Genomic DNA, 25,206 nt, shown 5'->3' with positions numbered 1-25,206 from the left:
GCGCCGCAGATTTCGCCTGGCCCCTGAGACGCTCCGCTGATGACGAGACATCCGGCACCTGCGATGGCAAGATCGGCGCAACTCACACGCACCACGATTCCGTGAGGCTCGCCCACCCCCGGGCCCGCAGCCGAACCTCTCGCATGGAGGCGTCTTGTCCGCTCGCACCGCGCTGCCCCTCATCGCCACCGTCGCCGCCCTCGTCGTCGTCAGTACCGGCTGTACGAGTACGAAGACCTCCGGCTCCGACGGGTCGAAGATCGAACTCGTGAAGGCAGGCAAACTCACGACCTGCACCCATCTGCCGTACGAACCCTTCCAGTCCCGCAAGGGCAACAAGGTCGTCGGCTTCGACGTCGACATCGTCGATCTGGTCGCCAAGGAACTCAAAGTCACCCAGGAGATCGTCGACACGCCCTTCGAGGGCATCCAGACGGGTGAGGACCTCAACGCCGGCAAGTGCGACCTGGCGGCGGCGGGGATGACCATCACGCCGGTGCGCGAGCAGAACCTGGACTTCTCCGCGCCCTACTTCGACGCCACCCAGGCACTGATCGCCAAGAAGGGCTCCGCCTTCACCTCGCTCGCCAGCCTGAAGGGCAAGAAGCTGGGGGTCCAGCAGGGCACCACCGGCGAGACCTACGCGAAGAAGAACGGCGCGGGCATCGAGACCGTCCAGTTCGAAGACGTGGCACTGCTGCTCACCGCCGTGAAGACGGGACAGGTCGCCGCCGCGGTCAACGACAACGGCGTCCTCTTCGAGTACGCCCGCAAGAACCCGGACACCGCGGTCACCGCCGAGTTCGAGACGGGCGAGAAGTACGGCATCGGCGTCCGGACCGGCAACACCGCCCTGCGCGCGGAGATCGACAAGGCCGTCAAGGCCGCGCGGGCGGACGGCCGGTACGACGCCATCTACAAGAAGTGGTTCCCCGCCGCTCCGAAGAATTGAGGGACCCCCACCGATGTCCATGTCCCGACGACAACGGACCCGCGCCGTACGGGGAGTTCAGTACGCCGTACTGATCGCCGTGGTGCTCGTGGTCGCCCTGGCCGCCGACTGGGGCGAGATCCAGCGCGCCTTCTTCGACGTCGAGGTCGCCAAGGCGCAGTTCCCCGACATCATCACCACCGCGCTGGTGAACACCCTCATCTACACCCTCCTCGGGTTCGGCTTCGGCCTGACCCTGGGGCTGCTGCTCGCACTGATGCGGCTCTCGCAGGTCCCGCCGTACCGCTGGCTGGCCGTCGCGTACATCGAGTTCTTCCGCGGCGTGCCCGCGCTGCTGGTCTTCATCGCCCTGGGCTTCGGTGTCCCGCTGGCCTTCCAGATGTCGCTCAACCAGTACGTGACGGTCATGCTGGCGCTCGGCCTCGTGGGCGCCGCGTACATGGCGGAGACGATCAGGGCCGGCATCCTGGCCGTTCCCAAGGGGCAGACGGAGGCGGCGCGTTCGCTCGGCATGTCGCAGGGCAGGGCGATGGTCTCCATCGTCATCCCGCAGGCGCTGCGCATCGTACTGCCGCCGCTCACCAACGAGCTGATCCTGCTGACCAAGGACTCCTCCCTGGTCTATCTGCTGGGCCTGTCCCTCTCCCAGTACGAGCTGGCCAAGTTCGGCCGGGACGCCCTGAACCAGAACCGCAGCCTGACCCCGATCCTGATCGCCGGCCTCTGCTATCTGGTGATCACCCTGCCGCTGGGCCATCTCGTCCGGCGGCTCGAAGCACGTACGTCAAGGGCGAGGTGAGCGCGATGGAGAACCCTCCGGCCGCGGTGGCGTCGGACACGCCGCAGGGCGCGCCCGCGATCGAAGTACGCGCCCTGCACAAGTCGTTCGGCCGGCTGGAAGTGCTGTCGGGCATCGACTTCACCGTCGCGCCCGGCGAAGTGGTCTGCGTCATCGGCCCCTCGGGCTCCGGCAAGTCGACACTGCTGCGCTGTGTGAACCTGCTGGAGGAGCCCACGTCGGGCACGGTCCTGGTGGCCGGTGACGAGGTCACCGACCCGGACGTGGACATCGACAAGGTTCGCCGCGGGATCGGCATGGTCTTCCAGTCCTTCAACCTCTTCCCGCACCTGACCGCCCTCCAGAACCTCACCCTGCCGCAACGGCGCGTGCTGGGACGGGACAAGGCGGAAGCCGCCCGCGTCGCGCGCGACCGACTGGCCCGGGTCGGGCTCACCGACAAGGAGGCCGCCTACCCGGCGCAGCTCTCCGGCGGCCAGCAGCAACGCGTGGCCATCGCAAGGGCGTTGGCGATGGACCCGCAGCTGATGCTCTTCGACGAGCCGACCTCGGCGCTCGACCCGGAGCTGGTCGGGGACGTACTGGCGGTGATGCGCTCGCTCGCCGACGAGGGGATGACGATGCTCGTGGTCACGCACGAGATGAGTTTCGCCCGCGAGGTGGCGGACCGCGTGGTCTTCATGGACGGCGGAGTCATCGTCGAGGAGGGCACCCCGGACCAGGTGATCGGCTCCCCGAGCCACGCCCGTACCCGCTCCTTCCTCGCCCGCCTGCTGGACCCGGCGGCGGCGGGACTGAGCGAGGACGGAACGGGAGGCGCGCACCTGGCTTCGCCGAAGGAGTGAGCGGGAGCGGGCCTCGCGGGACACTTCGGCGTGATCATGGACGGCGGTGACGTTCAGTGACCACCGCTGCCACCCGGATGGCAGGCAGCCGGGTGGCGGTAGAGGGGGTGACGGTCCCCGCGAAGGCTCGTTGCCCAGGCCATGAAGAAGATCGCCGCGCTGTGCGCGCTCACCCTTGCCTCCCTGGCCCTGACTGCCATCCCCGCTCACGCTGACGACGACAACGACAGCAACTTCGGGACCGGCGTCAACGCCGCCAACAACTGGAACTTCACCGCCGCCGCCGTCTGCTTTATGGAGGTCGCCGTCGTTCCCGTTGGCGGTGACTGGGTCGGCGACCACGTCAACCACTGCTCCCTCGGCAACGTCGTCAACCCCAACGGCTGACCCGATCCGTGCCCGGCGCTCTGGCGCCGGGCACGGGGAACAGGGGCGGGAGTCCTTCTCCGCGAAAGCGCTGTCGTTCTTCGGGAAGTGCCATGCTCCGCTGCGCCCGGGCCAGACACGCCGACGGCCGGGGTGGGGCGGCCGGGTCAGGCAGCGCGGCGGCGGCCGTCGGCGTCACAGGGCAGCTCGGCGGCCTTGTGGTTGGCGAGGAAGTCGCGGTCGGCCTGGCGCTGGGCTTCGGCCATGGCGGTGGGCTGGACGTCGATGATGCCGCCGAAGGGCCGGTCGACGTCACGGATGATGCACAGCGTGGCGGTGAGCAGCGCGGTGATCACGATCAGGGTGATCAGCTGCCCGCGGTTTTTCCTGCGGGGAATGCAGATGCCCAGGGCCACCACGGTCACGGCGAGGGTGGCGAGGAGGAACCACAGGATGGCGCTGGGGATGCTGGCGGTTGCCTGGGTGAGGCGTTCCTCGCGTTCGTCGGAGCGCTTGTTGTCGGCGGCGATGAGCATCCCGAAGACGGGTTTGCCTTCCAGGGTGCGGAAGGTCTGCCGGAAGTCGGCGGACCACACGCTGGGCGCCGCGGAGCCGTTGCCGTCGGCCATGGCGGGCCATTCCTGGGTGCGTACCGCGCGGGCGTAGCAGACGGCGGCGGCCTGGATCTGTCCCCGCTGCATCGCGGGCGCGTACTCGGCGCTCTCCACCATCTGGTCCAGGGCGCGAGCTTCGCCGCGGGACGCGACCTCGGCCTTGCCGTAGGAACCATTGGCGGTGACAAGGACGAAAGCCAGCAGCAGGACGGTCAGGGTGAGCAGAGGGCCGACGAGGTCCTTGACGGCCATACCGGTGTCGTCGTCCTCGCTGAGCAGCCGGGGGCGAAGGAAGTGGTTGGCCGCGAGCCCTGCGAGCAGGGCGAGAACGGCGACAACGAGGACGAGAACCATGGGTGCATACCTCCGAAGGCGGGCGGAACGCCCGGCTGTGGGCGCGCCGGGATCGTTTCCCGACGTCAGCGTCGTGAACAGCGGAAACGTTCAATCACCTTCGGATGGGGGCAGGCTTTGCGCCAGTGGGGCGGCGGACCGCGCATCGTGGTCACATCGTTCAGATGATCGGGGTGCGTCCCCGGGCGACAGAGGTTCGCGGATGTCCGTCTTGCGGCGGGGCGCGGGTGCGTACGGCCCCGGCGAGCAGTGGTGGGGCCGGGGGGCGTCATGGTGCGCTCCTTGGGCTCGGGGGAGGAGTGGAAAGGCAGGACCTCCCGAAGGGTGCCGGACCCCACCGCCGCCGAACCGACACCGGAGCGACAGCCGGCATGCCGGCGACACCGGACCGACAGCCGGCATGCCGCCGACACCGGACCGGCAGCCCTCCCCGGAACGCGGCGAAGCTTGTCGAGTGCGCTACTTGGCGGCCGGTGCCGTTGCGATGACGCGGCGGACGATGCGGCGGAGCCTTGCCCACCGAGAGGTCGGCGCGATGCGGAACGCAACGGCTTCCTCGCCGATCCCGAGCACCTCCAAGAGTGCGTCCAGCGCCTTGTCCGCGTCCCTGTGCGGCTGGGTGAGCCAGACCATGGAGACTCCGGCGGGATTGCCGTCGTGCTTGCTGACGGCGAAGCTGAAGCCCCGCAGCAGGAACAGCACGACGTCGAGATCTTCCAGCCCGTCCCAGGACCGCTCCACGTGCAGGCGCAACCGCTCGGCCAGGGGCTGCACCGGCGGTTCGAGCCCGCCGATCAGCTGAAAGAGCGGGGAGCAATGCTCCCAGACGCTCCACTGGTGGGCCGGGTTGTTGCCGGTGCGGTAGGGCGGGACGGTGGCTTGCTGCCAGTCGGGCTCAGGCCCGGGGACCTCGGTCGGTGCCATCGCAAGCCACTGTAGAGGCCGCCCGATCGTGCGGCAGGCCCGACCCCGCGGCCTCGCACCCGGACGTCCACCCGGTTCGAGGAACCGGCAACGTGCATCCCGTTACTTTCCGGGGGTTTATCCGGTTAGGGGTGCGTTTCGTCCGTCGGTTCTCTTTCCGGAGGCAACATGTCCCGTACGCGTACCTCTCTTGCCGTCCTGCTGCTGGCCGCGGCCGGTGTTCTCGGGGTGGCATCGCCCGCCCTCGCGGTCGCCCACTGCCCCAAGCCGCCCGGCACCCATGTGTTCTCCAACGAGGACCACGCACGCTTCCTGCTGGCGTCCCCGCAGGAGCGGCGGCTCATCGAGAACAACCCGGAGTACTACGAGGCCTGGCTCGGATGTCCGGCGCCCAGCCGTGTCGAGCCGAACGTCTGGGGGTCGGGGTACGTCTGCATTCCGGAGGGTGCCGTGCAGTGAATTCCGGAGGGCGCCGGGCAGTGAGCCGGGCGAGGGACTCGTCCTTCGCCAACTCCGCCCGGTGCCCGCCGTGTACGTACCTCTCGCTCCCTTCGTGGCCCCCGCATCCTCGGGTCCTGCGTGGGGTCCGCGTACATCCGTGGGCAACGGAGGCCGATCGCCTCGGTGCGCAGTTCGAAGTGCCAGGGTTCGTTCCGGTAGATCTGGCACAGGCCGTACCCGGCGCCGTGGGTGGACAGCCACGTCGTCGCAGCGGCGGGGCCGATGTCGGCCGCGTCGCCCGACACGTGGGGAGACGTCGCCGGGGGTGCCACCCAGCGGGCGGCCTCGTCCTCGGAGCCGTACTGGGAGACCGCCTCGTGAAGGAGCCGGCGCTGGTGCTGTGGGGAGCGCCAGCCGCTGTTCACGTATAACTCCACTCCGTCGTCCGCGGCAGCCGTCGCCGCCCGGCGGAGGGCCCTGAGCAGGTCAGGATCGAGGTTGGCCACCGCCGGTATCGCGTCGTCGAAGACCGTCACGTGGTGGGGGACGGCACCGAGGACTGCTGTGATCACTGCTGCGACGGCTGCCAGGCCGACGACGAGGAGCCGTCGGAGTGTGCGGGTCGCCGTCCTTGCTGAAGAGGGGGTTCGCGTCATGCTGCCAGGGGAGGCGGCGCGCTGTTGCCCGTACGTAGCCGGATTTCGGTACGCGGACGATATGTGCCGACTCGTAGGCTCTGGGTATGCGTGTACTGATCGTCGAGGACGAGCCCTATATGGCGGAAGCCATCCGCAACGGCCTGCGCCTGGCGGCGATCGCGGCCGACGTCGCGGGTGACGGCGACACCGCTCTGGAACTGCTCGGCATCAACACCTACGACATCGCCGTCCTCGACCGGGACGTCCCCGGCCCCTCAGGTGACGAGATCGCCACCCGCATCGTCGCCTCGGGAAGTGGCATGCCGATCCTCATGCTCACCGCCGCCGACCGGCTCGACGACAAGGCCTCCGGGTTCGGGCTCGGCGCCGACGACTACCTCACGAAACCGTTCGAACTGCAGGAACTCGTGCTCAGGCTCAGAGCACTCGACCGCAGGCGCGCGCACAACAGGCCCCCCGTACAGGAGATCGCAGGGCTGCGTCTTGATCCGTTCCGGCGCGAGGTGTACCGGGACGGCCGCTACGTCGCGCTCACCAGGAAGCAGTTCGCCGTGCTCGAAGTGCTCGTCGCAGCCGAAGGCGGTGTCGTCAGCGCCGAGGAGCTCCTGGAGCGGGCGTGGGACGAGAACGCCGACCCGTTCACCAACGCCGTACGCATCACCGTCTCGGCCCTGCGCAAACGGCTCGGCGAACCCTGGATCATCGCCACCGTGGCGGGCGTCGGCTACCGCATCGACGCGGCGGCCGGTGCCGGAAGCGAGGGGCAGGGCCGTGGATAGGCGGCCCGGTATGAGCGTGCGCGTCAAACTCACCCTCAGCTACGCCGGGTTCCTCATGCTGGCGGGCGCCCTGCTGATGGCGGCGGTGTGGGTGTTCCTCCTGCGTTACGTCCCCGACCGCGCGATGCTCTACGACCCCGACGACAGCCTCGACGGCGGTGTCTTCCCCGTCCGGTCCGTCCTGCTGGAAGTCTTCGTTCCGAGGGCGGCCGCGGTACTGGCGTTCCTGCTGGTGTTCGGCCTCGTGGGAGGGTGGATCCTGGCCGGCCGGATGCTCGCCCCGCTGACCCGTATCACGGACGCCACCCGCACGGCCACGAGCGGATCACTCTCGCACCGGATCCGGCTGCCGGGCCGCAAGGACGAATTCCGCGAACTCGCCGACGCCTTCGACGCGATGCTCACCCGGCTCGAAGCGCACGTCGCCGAACAGCAGAGGTTCGCGGCCAACGCCTCGCACGAGCTGCGCACCCCGCTGGCGATCTCGAAGACACTGATCGACGTGGCCCGCGCCGATCCGCACCACGACACCGGCGAACTCGTCGACCGCCTCCATGCCGTCAACACCCGAGCCATCGACCTCACCGAGGCACTGCTCCTGCTCAGCCGCGCCAACCAGCGGTCCTTCACCCGGGACCACGTCGACCTCTCCCTCCTCGCGGAAGAAGCCACCGAAGCGCTCCTCCCCCTCGCGGAGAGCCACGGCGTCGCCCTCCACTCCCGCGGCGACATCGCCCCCGTGACCGGCTCGTACGCCCTCCTCCTGCAACTGACCACGAACCTCGTGCAGAACGCGATCGTCCACAATCTGCCCGAACACGGCGACGTATGGGTGCGCACCGGCGTCCGCCCCCACTCGGTGGTGCTCACCGTCGAGAACACCGGCGAGCAGCTCACCCCCCAGCGGGTCTCGACCCTCACCGAACCCTTCCAGCGCGGCACCGAGCGCCTCCACACCGACCAGGCGGGCGTCGGCCTGGGCCTGGCCATCGTCAAGACCATCACCCAGGCACACGACGGAACCCTCACCCTCGACCCGCGCCCCTGTGGCGGGCTCCGCATCACGGTGGAACTACCCGCGACCTGCCGCTCAGGCCCGTGAAGGCGCCCCGCCCGTAGCCGGTGCGCCCGGAGCCGGTGCGCCCACGAGTGCGGCGAGGGCAGCCGGGGTCGGATGGCTGTAGAGGTCGCGCATGGCGACCGAGCCGAAGCCCGCTCTGCGCAGCGCGGCCAGCAACCGTACGGCCAGCAGGGAGTTGCCGCCCGCCTCGAAGAAGTGGTCGTGCGGGCCGAGGTCGGCGGTGATCACCTCGCGCCAGACGGCGAGCATCGGGCCGGCCGGGTCGGCGGTGTGCCCTACTGCCCCGCCCTCCGGCACAGCACGTGCCGGCCGCCGGGAGGGCAGCGCGGCGCGGTCCACCTTCCCGTTGAGGGTCATCGGGAGCTTCGGCAGGGCGACGAGCTCCGCGGGCACCATGTAGTCGGGGAGGACGGTGGCGATCCTGCGGCGTACGTCGGCCGCTGTCGTGCCGTCGGTGAGCACCGCATAGCCGACGAGGCGGGCGTGCGCGGGGCCCGCTTCCGCGCCCTCGACGAGGACGGCGGCGTCCAGCACGCACGGGTCGTCGAGCAGGACCGCGCGGATCTCGCCCAGTTCGATGCGGAACCCGCGGATCTTGACCTGATCGTCGAGACGGCCCGTGCAGTCGAGCGTCCCGTCCAGCCGCAGCTGCCCCAAGTCGCCACTGCGGTAGAGCCGTTCGCCACTCACCGGGTCCGTGACGAAGCGTTCCTCGGTGAGTTCGGCGCGGTTCAGGTAGCCCAGCGCGAGGCCCGCCCCGCCGACGTACATCTCGCCGACGGCCCCCGCGGGCAGCGGGCGCCCCCGGTCGTCGCGAACCGACACGGACCAGCCGGGGAGGGGCCGGCCGACGCCGTGCGGGCGGCTGCGGGCGTCCCAGGACCGGACGTGCCGGGCGGTGACGTGGACGGTGGTCTCCGTGATGCCGTACATGTTCACCAGACGGCACTCGTCGTCCGGATGGCGGCTGAACCAGGTGCCCAGTATGCGCGGATCGAACGCCTCGCCGCCGAGGACGACCAGCCGGGGGACCGGAGCACCCGGGGAACGGGCGTCCATTTCGAGGAAGCCCGCGAAGGCCGAAGGCGTCTGGCTGAGTACGGTGACCCCCTCGCGCACGACGAGCGCGTGGAAGTCCTCCGGGGAACGGGTCACCAGATACGGCACGACCACCAGGCGGCCCCCGGTGAGCAGACAGCCCCAGATCTCCCACACCGAGAAGTCGAACGCGGCGGAGTGGAAGAACGTCCAGACATCGGCGGGACCGAGGGCCATGAGGTCGGTGGTGGCGTCGAGCAGGGCCAGCACGTTGGAGTGGGCGACGACCACGCCCTTGGGGCGGCCGGTGGTGCCCGAGGTGTAGATGACGTACGCGGCGTCCTCGGGGCCCACAGTGGGCAGCGGGGTGTCCGCCGTGGAGCGCGCCGCGGCCGCGGTGAGCTCCTGCGGCCTGAGCACCTCGACGCCCTCGCCCGCGGGGAATCCGGACAACGTACTGACCACGAGGACCAGTTGGGCGTCCTGGGCGATGTGACGCAGCCGCTCGTCGGGGGCCTGCGGATCGAGCGGGACGTAGGCGGCGCCGGTCTTCAGGACGGCGAGCAGGGCGGTTACCAGGTCGACGGTGCGTTTGAGACACACCCCGACGAACTGTCCGGGCCCGGCCCCCCGCCGCACGAGCTCCCTCGCCCAGGCGGTGGCCCGTTCGTCGAGCTCCCGGTAGCCGAGGCGGCTCCGTTCGTCGCAGACCGCCGTGGCCTCGGGCTGCCGCCGGGCGAGCTCGGCGACGACCTGGTGGAGGGCGACGGCACGGGGCGGGCCGGGGGCCACGGTGCGCCCGGGGCCGAGGGCAGCGGCCGCGTCCGCGTCGTCGAGCAGGGCGAGGTCGGCGACCGTACGGCCGGGCCCGGCGTCGGCCAGCTGTGCGGCCAGGTGCGCGGTGTGCCGGGCGAAGTCCTGTGCGACGGCCGGGTGTACGGCAGCGGGGTCGTGGGAGTGCCCTGCCGGGGCCACGAGCCTGCCCCGGCCGTGCCAGGCCAGGACGAGCGGGACGGCGTCAGGGGCGAACGGGACGTACTCCTCCCCGTACCCGTCCCGGCCCTCCTCCCCGGCCTTTTCCCCGGTCAGTACGAGGCACAGCGGCGGGAAGTCGTCGGCCGGGGGCTCTGCGGGACCCGCCAGGGCGGCCCGCACCTGCGCGAGCAGGTCGGTCAGGGGCAGTTCGGCGCCGACCGGCACCGAGACGACCCGGGCGCCGGGTGCGGTCCCGGACCCCTCGGTGGCGACGACGGCGAGCCTGACGGTGCGGGCGCGTTCGTAGCGGGCGAGCGCCACGGCGGCCGCGGCCGCCGCCACCTCGGGGGTGAACTCGCCCTGGGGCAGGGCCTGTTGGGTCGCCGCGTACGCGTCGGTGGCCAGACCCCACTGCGGGGCCGGGGCCGCCGACCACCCCCCGCCGTGCTGCGAGCCTTGCTCGGAGTACTCCCGTACGAGCGTCAGCGGGTCGCCGTCGTCCCTGGTCAACGCCTGGAGGAGGGCACGCAGCCGGGTGTGGTCGAGGACGCCGCGGTGGGCGACGGCCACCAGGTCGCCGCCGCCGTCGGCATAGCGGGTGAGGACCACGCGCAGGCCGGGGTCGTCGGGGCTCAGCGCGCGCCGCACCTCCCGCTGCCGGGCGCGGACGGCGTGCGGCGCGTGCCGGTGGTGCTCGGAGTGCTGGACCCAGAAGCTGCCCACCGACGCGGCATCGGCCGACGCGGCCGCCCGGTCGAGGTGCGCCTGCGCGGCGCGGACGCGGGCCGCGTCGGTGAGGTGGACGGCGATGCCGTGTGCGCAACGGTCGCCGAGGACTGCGGGGCCCCCGGTCCTGGGGCGGGGCTGATCGGTCATGTCTCCATCCGCATCGGACGTGTCCAGGGGAGGCTCATCCGTGTCCAGGAAAGGCTCATCCGTGTCCAGGTGTGGGCCGTCGCTCCGTGGGCCCAGGTCGGTCTCGTGGTGCCGTGAGTCCAGGTCCGCCTCATCGCGCGGTGAACCCGCCGTCGACGGTGACGGTGGTTCCGGTGACCTGGCGGGAGTCGTCGCCGGCCAGCCACAGTGCGGCGCCCGCCACGTCCTCCGGCTCCACCAGGGCGTTCATCGGCTGAGCGGTGACGAAGGCCTGCTCGTACTCGTCGGCGCCGACGTCGAGGCTGCGGGCGATCTCGGACAGCATCCGGCCCTCCACGTGCGAGGCGTCCCGCACCGAACCGGGGCAGACCGCGTTGACCCGCACGCGCATCGGCGCGAAGTCGAGCGCGGCGGCCTTGGTCAGGCCGACCAGCGCGTGCTTGGCCGCGACGTACCCGGCGAAGTGCCGGTAGCCCACCAGGCCCGCGGTGGAGGAGATGTTGATGATGCTGCCGCCGCGCTGGGCGAGCATGGTGGGAGCCACCGCCCGGATCATCCGCCAGGCGCCGGACAGGTCGACGTCCAGCATCAACTGCCACTCGTCGTCGGTGATCTCGTGGACGGGTTTGCCGGACGGTGCGGCGATGCCCGCGTTGTTGACGAGGACATCGACCCGGCCGAACCGCCGCAGCGCCGCGTCGACCGCGTCCCGCACCGCGGCCGAGTCCCGTACATCGGCACGTACACAGAGGGTGTCCGCACCGGCCAGGCGGCACAGTTGGGCGGTGCGCTCCAGCTGGGAGCCGGCGGCCAGCGGATAGGGCACCCCTGCGATGTCGCCGCCGACGTCCAGCAGGACGAGGTCGGCGCCCTGCTCGGCGAAGCGCACCGCGCACATCCGGCCGAGGCCGCGCCCGGCGCCGGTCACCACCGCCGTCCTGCCCGCTAGACGCACGGCGCACCGTCGCCCGCGCGTCGGCCTTCGGGGTCGAGCGCGGCCGCCAGCACGCCCAGCAACTCCGGTTGCCCGTCGGTGAGATACATGTGCCCGCCGGCCAGCTCCCGGTAGTCGAAGGCACTGGTGGTGGCCGACTTCCAGAGCTGTGCGTCGTGCGCCGTCACCAGGGTGTCCCGGTCGCCGCGCAGACAGGTCAGGGGAGCCTCGATCGGGTAGTCGGAGGCGGGCCGGTAGGACTCGTGCATCTCCACGTCGGCGCGCAGCGTGGGCAGCATCAGCTCCCTGAACTCGGCGGACTCGAAAGCGGGATGGCGGTATCCGGCCAGCTCCTCGACCCGGGCGACGAACTCGTCGTCGGACAGCTCGGCGGCCTCCCCGGCGCGTCCGTGCTCCGGCGCGGGCGACCCGCTGACGAAGACGTGCGCCACGGGCAGTTCCGTACGCTCCTCCAGCGCGCGGGCCAGCTCGTAGGCGAGGACGGCGCCCAGGCTGTGGCCGAACACCGCGACCTCGGAGTGTCCCTTGACGGCGTCGAGGGCCTCCGGTAGCAGTGCGTGCACCGCGCGGGCCACCTCGCGGTGCGGCTCCTCGTCGGTGCGCTCCTCCCGGCCCGGCAGCTGCAGCGGGACGAGCCGCAGCGAGCTCGGCTGCTGCCACTTCCGGAAGAAGCCCGCACCCGCACCGGCGAAGGGCAGGCACAGGACGGGTACAGGTTCTGCTGGACTCATGGCACTGGCTTCCTTGTCTGCCGCCCCCGGACGGCGGGGCACGGCGGGCGGCGGGGCTGCGGCGCGGGGTGCGCCGGGGGAGTGCGGCGCCGGGCGCGTTTACGGGCGGACGAGACGCGATGACGGGCAGACGAGACGCGTTTACGGGCGGACGACGGCCTCGGGCCACGCGCCGGGCTCGTTGACCCGGGATACCAGCGGGATGTCGCGGATGTCGTCGTGGTTCAGCACCCACATCAGGAAGCGCTCGACGCCCATCCCGAAACCGGAGGTCCGCATCGGCGACTCCGCGCGCATCCGGACGTACCAGTCGTAGTCCTCCTCGTGCACGCCGTGCAGGGCTATCGACTTGCGCAGCAGATCCACGTCGTCGTGCCGCTCGCCGGAGCCCACCACCTCGCCCATCCCGAACAGCAGGTCGGCGGCGAGCGCCGTGCGGGCCTCGTCGTCGCCGAACGCCTGGTAGAAGGGGACCGACAGGGTGTCCAGATGGGTCAGCCAGACGAACTCGCTGACCCGGGACATCAGCAGCCGCTCGCCCTTGCGGGTCAGACTGCGCCACTCGCCGTGGTCCTGCACACAGCCGTCCACGTCGCCGACGACGCCCACGGCCTCCTCGAAGGTGACCCGCTCGAACGGAGCGCTGTGTCCGGCCATCCGCTCCAGGTGGGAAATGTCGCCCCGGCCCTTCGCGAGCCGGTCGCCGTGCTCGTCGAGGACGGCGGCAGCGAGGGCCTTCACATAGCCGTTGACGTAACGGATCAGGTCGTCGAGCCCACCGGGGATCTCCGCCTCGCTGTGCGTGAACTGGCCGAGGTGCGTCGCGTCGGGCGTCTCCAGGCGGAACGACGGCATGACGCTGTAGCAGCCGCCGGGTGTGAGCCGGCAGCCGTACTCCAGCAGGTACTGCATGGAGTCCTGCAAGTACGTGTCGACCCCGTTGACCTGCACCTTGACCGCCTCGGTGTCACTGCCGAAGCCGGTGGGGCAGGTGATGGTCCGGGTGGTCTGCGGAAGCCACATGCTCTTGACGCCCTGCGAGCGGGCGTAGTCCATGGTGGTCCGCTGCACCGTGTCACCGAGGTCGGCGATGAGCGAGTACCACGGCGAGCGCAGGGCGGTCACGAAGGCGGTGGGATCGTTGCTGTCGAAGGTGGCGGGCGGGACGGTGCTCGGCTGCGGGGTGTGGATCTGCGACATGGCGGGTGTCCTTCTGGGCGTACGGGCTGGGACTTGTCCGGGGTTCAGGGCGCAGCGGGGGAGATGTTCTGGTTGCCGGAGAGGACGTTCTCGGGGTCGTAGCGGCGCTTGAGGGCGGCGAGCCGCGCGTAGCGGGCACTGCCGTACACCTCGGCGACCTTGCCCGGCTGTTCGTCCTGGAGGTAGTTGACGTAGGCGCCGCCGAAGTGCCACTCGGCGAGCCTCTCGACGCCGCGCCTGCTCCAGGCCCGGTGCCCGGCGTCCTCGGCCGGATCCGTCCACTGGGCGGAGACGGTGCAGATGTACGGGGCGTCCCGGCGGGGGAACGCGGAGTCCTCGTCGGGGACGTCGCCGATCGCGCCGCGCAGGTACTCGAAGTCGATGGCCGACAGCGGGGAGGCGATCTCCCGCGTGGCGTCGAGGAGTTGGCCGACCGGGCCCTCGGTGAGGTCGGTGAGGTAGCAGGACTTGGTGTAGTAGCGGTTGCCGTGCGGCTCGCCGTGGTCGCCGAGCGCCTGGAGCTCCGCGAACGACAGCAGCCGGGTCAGGACGGCGTCGGGTGCGGCCGTGGCGAACAGGGGCGCGGTGTGCTCCGGGCCCTCGGCGCTCTCGCCGAACCAGGTGGCGGTGAGGAACAGGGCGGGGGTGCCGCGCAGCCGCTCGGGGATCCAGTCCTGCTGCCCGGCGATCTTCAGCGTGGCCACGGCGTGCAGATCGGGCCCCTGCCGTTCGGCGAACTCCCGGTAGAGCGCGAGCGCGGCGGCCGCGTCGGCGAGCGGGAAGACGCCGGTGCGGTGGTGCACGGGGCCCACCGGCCGCAGGCGCAGCGTGAACCGGGTGACGACGCCGAGGTTGCCGCCTGAGCCGCGCAGCCCCCACAGCAGTTCGGCGTGGTCGTCCTCGGTGGCCTCGACGATGCTGCCGTCGGCCAGCACCACCTCGGCGGCCACGATGTGGTCGCAGGTCAGCCCCCACTTGCGGGCCAGCCAGCCGTAACCGCCGCCGAGGGCGAGCCCGCCGAGACCGGTGTGCGAGACCACCCCGGCGGGACAGGCGAGGCCGTGCGCGAGAGTGGCGCTGTCGACGTCCCGCAGCAGGCAGCCGCCCTGCGCGCGGGCGGTCAGTGCGCCGGCGTCCACGTCGACGCGGTTCATCAGCGACAGGTCGATCATGACGGAGCCGTCGGAGACCGCGGTCCCGGCGACGTTGTGCCCGCCGCCGCGCACGGTCACGGCGCGGCCGGCCGCGACGGCGTACCGCAGGGCGACACTGACGTCGGCGGCACCGGTGCAGCGGGCGATCAGTTCCGGCTTCCGGTCGTGCATGCCGTTCCACACCGCGCGCACCTCGTCGTACGAGCGGTCGCCGGGACGTACCAGGACGCCCTGGAAGTGGTCTGTCAGGAACGACTCGGCGCGGTCTGGGGACACCGGGTCCAACAGGTCGGTCATCAGGGTGTGCTGCCTTCCGGTATGAGGGGTCTTGCCGGTCAGCGGCCGAAGAGTTCGGCGGTGACGGTCTCGGCGATGTGCTTGCTGGGGGCGGCGTCCATGGCCTGTTCGTGACGGCAGTCCAGGTCGTGGCGGACGAGCGAGTCGACGTACGGGGACCAGGCGGACGGGCCGGGGCGGCGGGCCCCGGATTCCCGGGCGGCGGTGAAGTGGAGCGTGCGGCCGGCCACCGGCGCGGGTCTCCAACCAGCCACCAGGCGGCTGCTGTTGACTCCGACGCCGACGAGCCGTGCGAAGGCGTCCGGGTCCAGGCCGAGCGACTCGCGGGCCCCGGCCCACAGCTCGTCGAGGACGGTCTGAAAGTCGGGGGTCCCCAGGGAGCCGCTGTCCGGGCCCGCTGCGGCGACGGCGTCCGGCACCAGGGTGGTCAACAGGCTGTACGTGTCCCACTGTTCGGCCGTCGCACGGGCCGGCACCGGCCAGCTCTCGCCCGGATAGGAGTCCACCAGCGCGAGCAGCTCGACCGCTTCGCCGTCCGCCTGGAGCCGGCCCGCCAGGGCGTGGGCGATGTTCCCGCCGAGCGACCAGCCGAGCAGCCGGTAGGGGCCGGCGGGCTGGGCGCCGCGGATCTCCGCGAGCATCCGGTCGAGCATCTCGTCCATGTCCCGCGGTGGTGCGCTGCCCGCCGACAGGCCGGGCGCCTGAAGACCGTACAGCGCGAGGTCCCCGGGCAGATGGGCGGCGAGCGAGGCGTAGCTCCAGGCGAGGCCGGTGGCGGGGTGGACGCAGAACAGGGGGCGCGGGCCGGCGCCGGTGCGCAGCGGGAGCAGCACCGGATGCTCGTCCTCGTCACCGCCGCGCCCGACGGCGTCGAGGATCCCGGCGACGGTGGGGGAGCCGAACAGGGTACGGATGGTGACCTGCGTGCCGAGCACCGCGCGGATCCGGCTGAGCAGCCGCATCGCGAGCATCGAGTGCCCGCCGAGGTCGAAGAAGCTCTCGTCGACGCCCACCCGGTCCAGGCCGAGCAGCTCGGCGAACAGCCCGCACAGCAGGGTCTCCCGGGGAGTGCGCGGCGGGGTGCCCCGCTGCGCCGTGGACGTCTCGGGGGCGGGCAGGGCGTGCCGGTCCAGTTTGCCGTTGGGCGTCACGGGCAGCTCGCCGAGCTCGACGAAGTGCGTGGGCACCATGTACTCGGGGAGCATCCGCTCGACGTGCCGGCGCACCCGGGAGAGGTCGAGCGCCGCGCCGTCGGCCGGCACCACGTAGGCCACCAGGCGCTTGTCGCCCGGCCGGTCCTCCCGGGCGAGCACCAGGGCCTGGCGCACCTGCGGATCGGCCTGTACGGCGGCCTGCACCTCGCCCGGCTCGATCCGGTAGCCGCGGATCTTCACCTGGTGGTCGACGCGGCCGAGGAACTCCAGCTCGCCGCCGGCGTTCCAGCGCACCAGATCGCCCGTGCGGTACATGCGCGTGCCCGGGGCGCCGAACGGATTCGCCACGAAGCGCTGTGCCGTGATGTCGGGGCGGCCCGCGTAGCCGCGCGCGAGCCCCGCCCCGCCGACGTACAGCTCGCCGACCGTGCCCGCGGGAGCCAACTCCAGGTAGGAATCCAGTACGTAGGCCTGCATGTTGCGCAGCAGTTGGCCGATGGGCGCCCGGCTGCGGCGGTACGCGTCGCCCTCCTCGATCACCGCGATGGACACGTCGTCCGAGCACTCGGCGGGGCCGTACACATTGGCCAGCGGAATGCCGGGATGCCGGGCGAACCAGCGGTCCACGAGGTCGGGCGGGAGCTCCTCGCCGTGCACCAGCATCCAGCGCAGCCCCTTGAGCAGGCCGACGGACGAGTCGTCCAGGTCCCACATGTCCAGGACGGCGCGCAGCACCTGCGGCACGATCTGCACCACGGTGATGCCCTCGTCCGCGATGCAGTGCGCGAGGGCCAGCGGGTCGCGGGTGGTGTCCTCGTCCAGTACGTGCACCCGGCCGCCCACGAAGGGCATGGTGAGCGCCTGCCACACCGAGACGTCGAAGGTCAGCGGCGCGTTGAAGGCCATCGTGTCGTTCTCGTCGAGGCCGTACAGCTCGGCCACCGCGTGCAGATGGTTGGACAGCCCCCGGTGCGGCACCAGGACGCCCTTCGGCCGCCCGGTGGAGCCGGAGGTGAACACGGCGTACGCGAGCTGGTCGGGCCGTGCGCCGGCGCCGGGCTGCGGCTGTTCCGGGGCGGCCGGGTGCGGTGACGTGGCGTTGAGCGGGACCACCTTCGTACGGCCGTCCCCGCCGGCGGCCAGCGCGGCGGCGCGCTCGCGGAGCGCGGGGGCGGCCAGCAGGAAGCGGGTGGAGCTGTCGGCCAGCATCCGGCGGGCCCGGTCGTCGGGCAGCGTGGAGTCCAGGGCCAGATAGCCACCGCCCGAGCCGAGCACACCGAGTGCGGTGGCGACGAACCAGGCACTGCGGTCGGAGAGGACCGCGATGAGGTCGTCGGGCCCCGCGCCCGCCGCCACCAGGGTGCGCGAGAGGCGGTCGGCGGTGTCGGCGAGCTCACGGTACGTCCAGCGGACGTCGCCGTCCGACACGGCGACCGCGTCGGGCCGCTCCTTAGCCCGGCGCCGTACCAACAGGGCGAGATCGACCGGGACTTCAGGGCGGGCGGGCCCGTTCCACTCGACGAGCTGCTGGTGGCGTTCGGCGTCGGTGAGGACGGGCACCGTACGGATGCGCAGCCCCGGGTCGTCGGCGAACGCGGCCAGCAGCCGCATCAGCCGGTCGGCCAGGCCCGCCACGGTCGCCTCGTCGAAGAGGTCGGTGGCGTACTCGAAGGCCGTGTGCAGCCCGGCCGGCGCACCGTGGGCGTCGCGCCGGTCGTCGAAGTCGACGGAAAGGCTGAACTTGGCCGTACCGGTGGCCGTGGGCAGCGTGGTGGTCTCGATGCCGGGCAGCCGCAGGGTGTCGCCGGGGCCGCTCTCGGCCAGCGCGAGCATCACCTGGAAGAGCGGGTGCCGGGTCGGCGAGCGGCGCGGGTTGAGCGCTTCGACGAGCCGGTCGAACGGCACGTCCTGGTGGCCGTACGCGTCGAAGTCGGTGTCGCGGACCCGGTGCAGCAGCTCGGCGAAGGTGGGGTTGCCGGAGGTGTCGGTGCGCAGCACGACGGTGTTGACGAAGAAGCCGACCAGGTCGTCCAGGGCTTCGTCGGCGCGCCCGGCCACCGGGGTGCCGAAGGGAATGTCGGTGCCCGCGCCGCAGCGGGTGAGCAGCACCGCGACCGCCGCCTGGACCACCATGAACAGGGTGCACCCGTGCTGCTGCGCCAGCTCGGCCAGCCGGGCGTGCAGCTCGGGCGCCACCTCGCGCCGTACGGTCGCCCCGCGGAAGGCGGCCGCGGTGTCCTGCCCGCTCTCGCCCGCCGGGAGCCGCAACCGGTCGCAGGGCAGCGGCAGTTCCTCCGGCAGAGCGGCCAACGCGTCGCGCCAGTAACGCAGTTGTACGTTGAGGAGGCTCTCGGGGTCCTCCTCGTCGCCGAGCAGGTCACGCTGCCACAGCGTGTAGTCGCTGTACTGGACCGGCAGCGGCGCCCAGGACGGCGCCCGGCCGCCGAGCCTGGCGGTGTAGGCGGCGGACAGGTCACGCAGCAGCGGGGCCATCGACCAGCCGTCGCACACAACATGGTGCAGCACCAGGGCGAGCACATGGCCGTCGTCGCCCGCCCGCAGCAGCCACGCCCGGACCGGCAGGTCCGCGGCGAGGTCGAAGGGCAGGCGCACCACTTCCCGCAGATCCGCCTCGACCCGCTCGGGACCGCTGTCCAGGACGGTCAGTGACAGTCCTGTCTCCGCCGGTGCGAGCACCCGCTGGCAGGGCTCTCCTTCGCGCTCGGCGAAGACCGTGCGCAGGCTCTCGTGACGCTCCAGCACATCGGCGAGGGCGGCGTCGAGGGCCCGGACGTCCAGGGCGCCGCGCAGCCGCACGGCCACCGGCACGTTGTACGTCGAACTCGGCCCTTCCAGCCGGTTCAGGAACCACAGCCCCTGCTGCGCGAACGACAACGGGTACACGCTCAACTCCTCACCAATCGATGCCACCGGGCCCGCCCTGCTCGCCGTTACGACCGGCGGGTCAGCCGGGGGCGCGCGGGCGCGGCCGCGGAGCCGTGCTCCAGGGCGGCCACCACACCGGCCACCGTGGGGCGTTCCAGAACCTGCTTGAGCGCGAGGTCGCGGCCGGTGACCGAACGGATCCGGTTCCAGAGCCGCATCATCCGCAGGGAGTGGCCGCCGAGGTCGAAGAAGCTGTCGTCGACGCCGACTTCACGCAGGCCGAGGGCCTCGGCGAAGAGTCCGGCGACGGTGACCTCCAGTGCGGTGGCCGGGGCCCGTCCGGAGGCGCGGCCGGCCGTGCTGTCTTCCGGTTCGAGGGCGGCCAGCGCCGCCCGGTCGATCTTGTGGTTGAGGTTGCGGGGCATCTCGTCGAGCCGGAGGAACGCCGAGGGGACCATGTAGTCGGGCAGGTCCCTGGCGAGCGCCTCGCGCAGCTGTGCCGCTTCCACCGGTGCTTTGGCGGTGAAGTACGCGCACAGCAGGGGCTCTTCGGCGGCGCGGGGGCGCAGCAGCACCACCGCGTCACGCACCCCGGGAAGCTGGGAGAGCCGGCTCTCGATCTCCGTGAGCTCCACGCGGTAGCCCCGGATCTTGACCTGGTCGTCGGTGCGGCCCAGACAGTCCAGCAGTCCTTCGGCGGTCCACCGTGCGAGGTCGCCGGTGCGGTAGAGCCGCTCGGGGGTCGCGGGGGTGCCGTCGAGGAAGCAGCTGGCGTTCAGCTCGGGAAGGTTGAGATAGCCGTCGCTGAGCCCGTCGCCGCCGACGTGCAGTTCGCCGGGGACACCGAGGGGCTGGGGGTTGCCGTCGCGGTCCAGCACCCACGCGGTGGAGTTGGCGACGGGGCGGCCGATGGGGACCCTGCCGCAGGGGCGGGCGGTGACACGGTGGGTGACGGAGAACGTGGTGTTCTCGGTCGGACCGTATCCGTTGGTGAAGACGCTGTCGGGGCAGGCGTCCATGGCCAGTGCGAGGTGCCGGGCGGACACCGGCTCACCGCCCAGCAGCACCTGAGCGCCCGCCAGGACCTTCGGGTCCTGTTCCACGAGCTGGTTGAAGAGGGTGGCGGTGAGCCACAGGGTGTTGATCCGGCAGCGGGACATCACGGCGCCGAGGTCGGTGGAGCTGAGGACGGTGGTGGCGGGTTCGAGGACGAGCGTGCCGCCGTTGAGCAGGGAGCCCCAGAACTCGAAGGTGGTGGCGTCGAAGGCGAGCGCCCCGGTCTGCAGGATCCTGGTCCCGGGGGACAGGTCGACGTAGTCGGCGCCGCGCACCAGGCGGATCACGGCGCGCTGGCCGACCAGGACGCCCTTGGGCCGCCCCGTAGTGCCGGAGGTGTACAGCACGTACGCGGGGTCCAGCGGCGAGACGGCGACATCCGGCGGCCCGGCGGGGGCGTCCTGGGCTGCGGTGTCCTGGGCCGGGGCGTCCTGGGCTGCGGCGTCCTGCGCGCGGCTCAGGTCCAGAACGGGGACGTCCGCGGCGACCTGCTGCCCGTCCACGAGCAGCAGGGCGGCCCCGCTGTCGGCGAGCAGGAAGTCCCGGCGCCCCACGGGCAGGCTCCTGTCGAGCGGCACATAGACGCCGCCGAGCCGCAGCACGGCGAGGACCGCGACCAGGAGCAGGGGAGTGGCGTCGAGCAGAAGAGCGACCCGGTCGCGCGGGCCGATTCCACGGGAATGCAGAACCGCCGCCAACTGCTCGGCCTCGTCCTGGAGTTGACGGTACGTCAGTGACCTGCTGGCATGCTCGACCGCGATCCGGTCGGGCCGCTCGGCCGCCTGCGCGGCGAACAGCTCGTAGATCGACGCGTCGCGCGGATAGGGGCCGGCGGTGTCGTTGAAGGCGCGCAGCTGAGCGTGCTCGGCGTCGGTGAGCAGCCGCAGGTCGCCGATCCGGGTGTCCGGGAGGTCCAGGAACTGCCGCAGCAGGACGATCAGATGGCCCAGCATCCGCTCCGTGAAGCCGGTGTCGTGGACGTGCGCGTGGCAGTCGGCGTAGAGGGTGGTCCCGTCGGGACCGCCCGCGCGGGAGACGACCAGGTCGGCGCCGTTCACGCGGGCGGCCGCCCGGTGGCCGGCCGAGCCCAGGACGTACAGCACCTTCGGCCCGCCGGACGCGTCCGGGACACCGGCGAGCAGCACACCCGGCTCCGCCACCGCGCCGCCGTCTGCCGGAACGCTGCCGTCCGCCACGCCGCCGTTTGCCGCGCTGCCGTCCGCCGCGCTGCCGTCCGCCACGCTGCCGTCTGCCGGTACGCTGCCGTCCGCTGCGCTGCCGTCCGCCACCACGCCGCCGTCCACCGTGCCGCCGTCTGCCGCCGCGCTGCCGTCCGCCACCACGCCGCCGGCCGCCGCGCTGCCGGCCGCCGGAACGCCGCCGTCTGGCGGAACGCTGCCGTTTGCCGCGCTGCCGTTTGCCGCGCTGCCGTCTGCCGGAACGCTGCCGTCCACCGCGCTGCCGTCTGCCGGAACGCTGCCGTCCGCCACCGCGCCGATTGCGGCCAACTCGTCCGTCACCGCCCGCAGATGCTCGGCGGCACTTCGCGCGGACGGCATCGCCGCGACGAGCGGCACGGCGGGCCGGCCCGTGGGCCAGGAGGCGTGGCGGACACCGATGCGGAAGGCGAGCGAGTCGCTGTACTTGCGGGCCAGCACCAAAGTCGCCGCGAGCAGCAACTCGTCCGCCGTATCGCCCAGTCGGGCCGCCAGATCGGCGGGCAGCCGCACCGAGCGGCGCTCGACGGGGCAGGGCCCGGTGAGCGCGCAGGAATCACCGAAGGGGAACCGGGACGGAATGTCGGCCTCTTCCGGAAGTGCCATTCCCACGACCATGTGTTCACCACTCCCGATCAATCCACGTGGCGGTAATCGCCGCATATTGTCCAAGGAGGCCGACAGTGCCGGAATCCCGTTCTTTCGCCCTCTGGCAATTTGCGCGTTCCCCACGGGAAAAGCGCAGATGAGAACCCCTGGAAACAATGTTAGGCAGCGCCTTCCTGCGCCGGCGGCACAACCTTCGGCAGAAGACCGGCAGTTGCCAAAAAGGCCTTAGAACCGCGCCAGTTCCAGCCCGTTGACGCGTCGGACGCCGTCCGCGAAACGGAACTCGAAGGTGAGCGCCGCGCGGGCCGCGTCGATCGTCCGCATCACCGCCTCGTGCCCGTCGCACACTCCGGAGACGGTGTCCAGGGTGAGCGTCGTGGTGCCGCCCGGCAGCTCCACTCCCGGCCGGACGAAATTCCGGTACGCGGTCACACCGGGAATCTCCCGTACCGCTTCCGCTCCGTGGACGGCCTCAAGGGTGCACGGGGCGAGCGGGGACAGGTTGTTGTACTGGAAATGGACCTTCCCGCCGAAGTCGAAGGTCGGCAGATACGGCTCCTCGCCCAGCGCGACGAGTGCGCCGAGCCGGACCAGGTCCAGGCCGCAGGATTCCCGGGCCATCATGTTCACATGGCCCGACAGCCTCCCGTTGAGCTCGATGAGACGCGGCCCGTCCGGGGTGAGCTTCAGCTCGGAATGGGCGAATCCGCTGTCGCAGCCGACCGCTTGCAGGGCCCGGGTGACGAGGTCGAAGACCTCCCGTTCCTCGTCCTGCGGCAGATGACTCGGCCAGATCCGGCCGGTGCCCCGGAACGGCGGCATCACCGGTGACTTCCCGGTGAGTACCAGATGGGTGATGCCCGAGGGCGTACAGACGCTCTCGACGGAGACGTAGTCGCCGAACGGCTCGCTCGGCCTGCCCTCCAGGAACTCCTCCAGGACGAAGGGCGCCCACTCGCCGGCGGCGGCGATCTCCGCCAGCCTGGCGTGCGCGGCACGCACGTCGTCCGGGGTGCGCAGGGCGTACGCGTCCTTGCTCCGCGAACCGGTCACCGGCTTGACGATCGAGGGCAGACCCACCTCCGCGAGCGCCTGCTCCCAGTCGTCGAGCGTGTGCACCACCCGGGTGCGGGTGCGGTCGACGCCCGCCTCCCGCAGCACCTGGCGCTGCTGTCCCTTGTCGGTGAACAGCTCGGCGGTGCGCACCGACTGGCCGGGCAGATTCGCCGCGGCGGCGAGCGCGGCGGCCGGGCGGATCATGTCCTCGCAGAAGGTGAGGATGCCGTCCGGGGCGATCGCCCGGACGAGAGCGGCGTCCTCCTCCGGCCGGCCGCTGAGCGTGCGGACCTCACCGAGCAGCTCCATGACCGGAAGCATCTGCTCCACGTGCGCGGAGACGGGCGGCACCAGGAAGACGATGTCGCCGAGGTCGGCCAGGCCCGCGCCGACCTCGCCCGCGGGCACCGCGCCCGCGTCGTACAGGACGGCGAACAGGGGCCTCGATCGCTGTGTCACGGTCGCTCCCCGCGCTCGTCGCCACTCTGCCCGGCCGGACTGACCGGGTTCGCCACCAGGGACTTCAGGGCACGCCGCAGAGTGTGGGCGTACGCCTCCACGGACGGCCTTGCCACATAGGCCGAGTCGAAGCCGACCCGGATCTGCCCCTCGGTGCCGGTGATCTCCAGGTTGACGTGGAAGGGGAAGCTGGGCTTGCCCCGGCGCCACCAGCCGCGGGTGGGCACCGAGGTCAGGCGGTCGAGCTCCCGGTAGGCGTGGAAGTTCATGAAGTTGAACGTGACGTCGAAGGCGGGGCGGCCGAGCCGCTCCGCGACGTGCGCCTGCGGGAACGCCTGGTGCGGGGCACCTTCGCGCTCGGCGTCGGACGCCGCCTTGATCAGGCCGGTCCAGGTGTCGTCGACCGTCGCGAAACGCACCGGCAGCGTGTTCAGGAACAGCCCCGTCGCCAGATCGGAACCGGCGCTCTCCGGGCGGGTGTTGAAGACGACTCCGGTGACCACGTCGTGCTCGCGCCGGGTCCAGGTGCCGAGCGCCCGCGCGTGCGCGGCCAGGGCGACGGACTTCACGGAGACGCCGAGCATCCGGGCCACGCCGTTCATCGACCGTACGAGAGAGGGGTCCAGGGCGAGTTCGTAGCGCTGGTTCGCGTCGGGGATCCTGTCGTGCTTGGACCCGTCGAAGAGCAGCGGCTCCGCATCGGCCTGATCCAGCCAGTGGCCGGCCGCGGCCGGGGAGGCCGCCGCGGCGCGCTCCGCCACGATGAAGTCGCGCTGTACGTCCGGGGAGAGCGCGGGCAGCGCAGTGTCCTGGCCGCCGGTCGCGGTGCTGTACAGCGTCATCAGCTCCACCGCCAGCCTGCTGAGGCTCCAGCCGTCGACGACGGTGTGGTGGGCGGCGAGCACGGCGTGGAAGGAGTCGGGCCCGGCCACCACGTGGCAGCGCACGAGGGAGGGGACGGTCCAGTCGATCGGCGTGGCGAGCTGCCTCTCGCGCCACCGGTCGAGCAGTTCCCCGGCCTGCCCGGCCCCCTGCGCGCGGTCCACGCTCAGTTCGGGTCCCGCGTCGGCCCACACCAGTTGCGCGGGCTCCGAGAGACCCCCGAAGTCGAAGGAGGTACGCAGCGCGGGATGGCGTGGGGCGAGCGTGCCCAGCGCGGTGCGCCACGCGCTCTCGTCGAAGGGCGCGCACACCTCCCAGCCGTCCATGCTGTGGTACAGCAGCGGGTCCTGGCTGCTCTCGCAGAGGTAGAGCATGCCGACCTGGAGCGCGGAGGCGGGCAGCGCGTCCTGTACGCCCTCGGGGATCAGGGCCCGGTCCTCGGGGGCGAGCAGCTCGAACGCGGCGGCCCCTTCCGTCCCTGCGGCCCCGTCCGCACCGCCGCCGGCCAGCGCTTCGAGGACCGGGGGAGCGGCGAGCATGCCGCGCACGGTCTGCTGGACCATCAGGTCCCGCAGCGTGATCGGTATGCCCTGCGTGCGTGCCGCGTTGACGACGCGCACCGCGATCAGCGAGTCCCCGCCGTGCGCGTAGAACCGGCTGTCCATGTCGAGGCCGGGAGCCGCCAGGTTCTCCCGCAGGATGGCGAGCAGGACTTCGGCGGGGCCGGCCGGGGCCCCGGCCGGTTCTCCGGGCCGTATCGGGCCTTCTGCTTCCTGTTCCGGTAGTTCCGGCATGCTGGGGCATTCCCTTCGGTGAGGTGAGGTGGGGGGACTCGTGGGGGGGGGCT

Annotated in this window: 19 protein-coding genes; 7 read left to right on the top strand and 12 right to left on the bottom strand. The window is 71.8% G+C overall.

Features of this window, described 5'->3' with window-relative positions; genetic code table 11:
* Positions 1–154: 154 nt before the first annotated feature.
* The 4 genes from AB0D18_RS27435 to AB0D18_RS27420 all read left to right on the top strand — a co-directional run bounded on the left by AB0D18_RS27435 (position 155) and on the right by AB0D18_RS27420 (position 2,983).
* Entirely contained in the window at positions 155–952 is a 798-nt protein-coding gene (locus tag AB0D18_RS27435; RefSeq protein ID WP_362423933.1) for an ABC transporter substrate-binding protein, read from the top strand.
* Positions 953–965: 13 nt separating this feature from the next.
* Positions 966–1,751: an amino acid ABC transporter permease gene (locus AB0D18_RS27430; RefSeq protein ID WP_362423930.1), complete on the top strand. Its 786-nt coding sequence runs from the start codon at positions 966–968 to the stop codon at positions 1,749–1,751.
* 5 nt (positions 1,752–1,756) lie between these two features.
* Positions 1,757–2,596, top strand: a complete 840-nt coding sequence (locus AB0D18_RS27425) for an amino acid ABC transporter ATP-binding protein (RefSeq protein ID WP_362423927.1) — start codon at positions 1,757–1,759, stop codon at positions 2,594–2,596.
* Positions 2,597–2,737: 141 nt separating this feature from the next.
* Positions 2,738–2,983 (top strand): hypothetical protein, encoded by a 246-nt coding sequence (locus AB0D18_RS27420; RefSeq protein ID WP_362423924.1) that lies wholly within the window; start codon positions 2,738–2,740, stop codon positions 2,981–2,983.
* A gap of 146 nt (positions 2,984–3,129) precedes the next feature.
* Here AB0D18_RS27420 and AB0D18_RS27415 read toward each other — a convergent pair whose 3' ends face one another.
* Positions 3,130–3,930: a hypothetical protein gene (locus tag AB0D18_RS27415; RefSeq protein ID WP_362423921.1), complete on the bottom strand. Its 801-nt coding sequence runs from the start codon at positions 3,928–3,930 to the stop codon at positions 3,130–3,132.
* Between the two features lie 459 nt (positions 3,931–4,389).
* Positions 4,390–4,854 carry a hypothetical protein gene (locus AB0D18_RS27410; RefSeq protein ID WP_362423918.1) on the bottom strand — a complete coding sequence of 155 codons (465 nt, stop codon included), beginning with the start codon at positions 4,852–4,854 and terminating at the stop codon, positions 4,390–4,392.
* Positions 4,855–5,022: 168 nt separating this feature from the next.
* Between AB0D18_RS27410 and AB0D18_RS27405 the strand changes: the two genes are divergently transcribed.
* The gene (locus AB0D18_RS27405; RefSeq protein WP_362423915.1) at positions 5,023–5,313 is read left to right on the top strand and encodes a hypothetical protein; all 291 of its coding nucleotides are present in this window, start codon (positions 5,023–5,025) and stop codon (positions 5,311–5,313) included.
* Here AB0D18_RS27405 and AB0D18_RS27400 read toward each other — a convergent pair.
* Complete coding sequence (locus AB0D18_RS27400) at positions 5,217–5,951, bottom strand: M15 family metallopeptidase (RefSeq protein WP_362423912.1); 735 nt, start codon at positions 5,949–5,951, stop codon at positions 5,217–5,219. The two genes, AB0D18_RS27405 and AB0D18_RS27400, sit on opposite strands and share 97 nt — an antisense overlap.
* 86 nt (positions 5,952–6,037) lie before the next feature.
* On the opposite strand from AB0D18_RS27400, the gene AB0D18_RS27395 reads away from it, so the two are divergent.
* Complete coding sequence (locus AB0D18_RS27395; protein ID WP_362423909.1) at positions 6,038–6,733, top strand: response regulator transcription factor; 696 nt, start codon at positions 6,038–6,040, stop codon at positions 6,731–6,733.
* 10 nt (positions 6,734–6,743) lie between these two features.
* Positions 6,744–7,835 carry a HAMP domain-containing sensor histidine kinase gene (locus AB0D18_RS27390; protein WP_362423906.1) on the top strand — a complete coding sequence of 364 codons (1,092 nt, stop codon included), beginning with the start codon at positions 6,744–6,746 and terminating at the stop codon, positions 7,833–7,835.
* On the opposite strand, the gene AB0D18_RS27385 is transcribed toward AB0D18_RS27390, so the two are convergent.
* From AB0D18_RS27385 to AB0D18_RS27345, 9 genes are all read right to left on the bottom strand, one after another.
* Positions 7,824–10,703, bottom strand: coding sequence for an amino acid adenylation domain-containing protein (locus tag AB0D18_RS27385; RefSeq protein WP_362423903.1), 2,880 nt, complete (start codon positions 10,701–10,703; stop codon positions 7,824–7,826). The genes AB0D18_RS27390 and AB0D18_RS27385 overlap by 12 nt on opposite strands.
* A gap of 130 nt (positions 10,704–10,833) precedes the next feature.
* Complete coding sequence (locus tag AB0D18_RS27380) at positions 10,834–11,658, bottom strand: SDR family oxidoreductase (protein WP_362423900.1); 825 nt, start codon at positions 11,656–11,658, stop codon at positions 10,834–10,836.
* On the bottom strand, positions 11,649–12,389 hold the full coding sequence (locus AB0D18_RS27375) for an alpha/beta fold hydrolase (RefSeq protein WP_362423897.1): 741 nt from the start codon (positions 12,387–12,389) through the stop codon (positions 11,649–11,651). Before AB0D18_RS27375 ends, AB0D18_RS27380 begins: the two co-directional genes overlap by 10 nt.
* Before the next feature lie 141 nt (positions 12,390–12,530).
* Positions 12,531–13,589 (bottom strand): amino acid--tRNA ligase-related protein, encoded by a 1,059-nt coding sequence (locus AB0D18_RS27370; protein ID WP_362423895.1) that lies wholly within the window; start codon positions 13,587–13,589, stop codon positions 12,531–12,533.
* Between the two features lie 44 nt (positions 13,590–13,633).
* Positions 13,634–15,040, bottom strand: coding sequence for an FAD-binding oxidoreductase (locus AB0D18_RS27365; RefSeq protein WP_362423892.1), 1,407 nt, complete (start codon positions 15,038–15,040; stop codon positions 13,634–13,636).
* Between the two features lie 38 nt (positions 15,041–15,078).
* Positions 15,079–19,125, bottom strand: coding sequence for an amino acid adenylation domain-containing protein (locus tag AB0D18_RS27360; protein WP_362423889.1), 4,047 nt, complete (start codon positions 19,123–19,125; stop codon positions 15,079–15,081).
* A gap of 20 nt (positions 19,126–19,145) precedes the next feature.
* Positions 19,146–21,959 (bottom strand): amino acid adenylation domain-containing protein, encoded by a 2,814-nt coding sequence (locus AB0D18_RS27355; RefSeq protein WP_362423886.1) that lies wholly within the window; start codon positions 21,957–21,959, stop codon positions 19,146–19,148.
* A 228-nt stretch (positions 21,960–22,187) separates the two neighbouring features.
* A complete protein-coding gene (locus tag AB0D18_RS27350; RefSeq protein WP_362423883.1) occupies positions 22,188–23,477 on the bottom strand; it encodes an ATP-grasp domain-containing protein in 1,290 nt (429 codons plus the stop codon).
* Positions 23,474–25,153 carry a condensation domain-containing protein gene (locus AB0D18_RS27345; RefSeq protein ID WP_362423881.1) on the bottom strand — a complete coding sequence of 560 codons (1,680 nt, stop codon included), beginning with the start codon at positions 25,151–25,153 and terminating at the stop codon, positions 23,474–23,476. The genes AB0D18_RS27350 and AB0D18_RS27345 overlap by 4 nt, the downstream gene beginning before the upstream one ends.
* Positions 25,154–25,206 lie beyond the last annotated feature (53 nt).

The organism is Streptomyces sp. NPDC048442, assembly GCF_040651475.1.
Lineage (GTDB): Bacteria > Actinomycetota > Actinomycetes > Streptomycetales > Streptomycetaceae > Streptomyces.
Note: the sequence above shows the minus strand (reverse complement) of the source record. Positions and strands in the feature narration are given on the sequence as shown.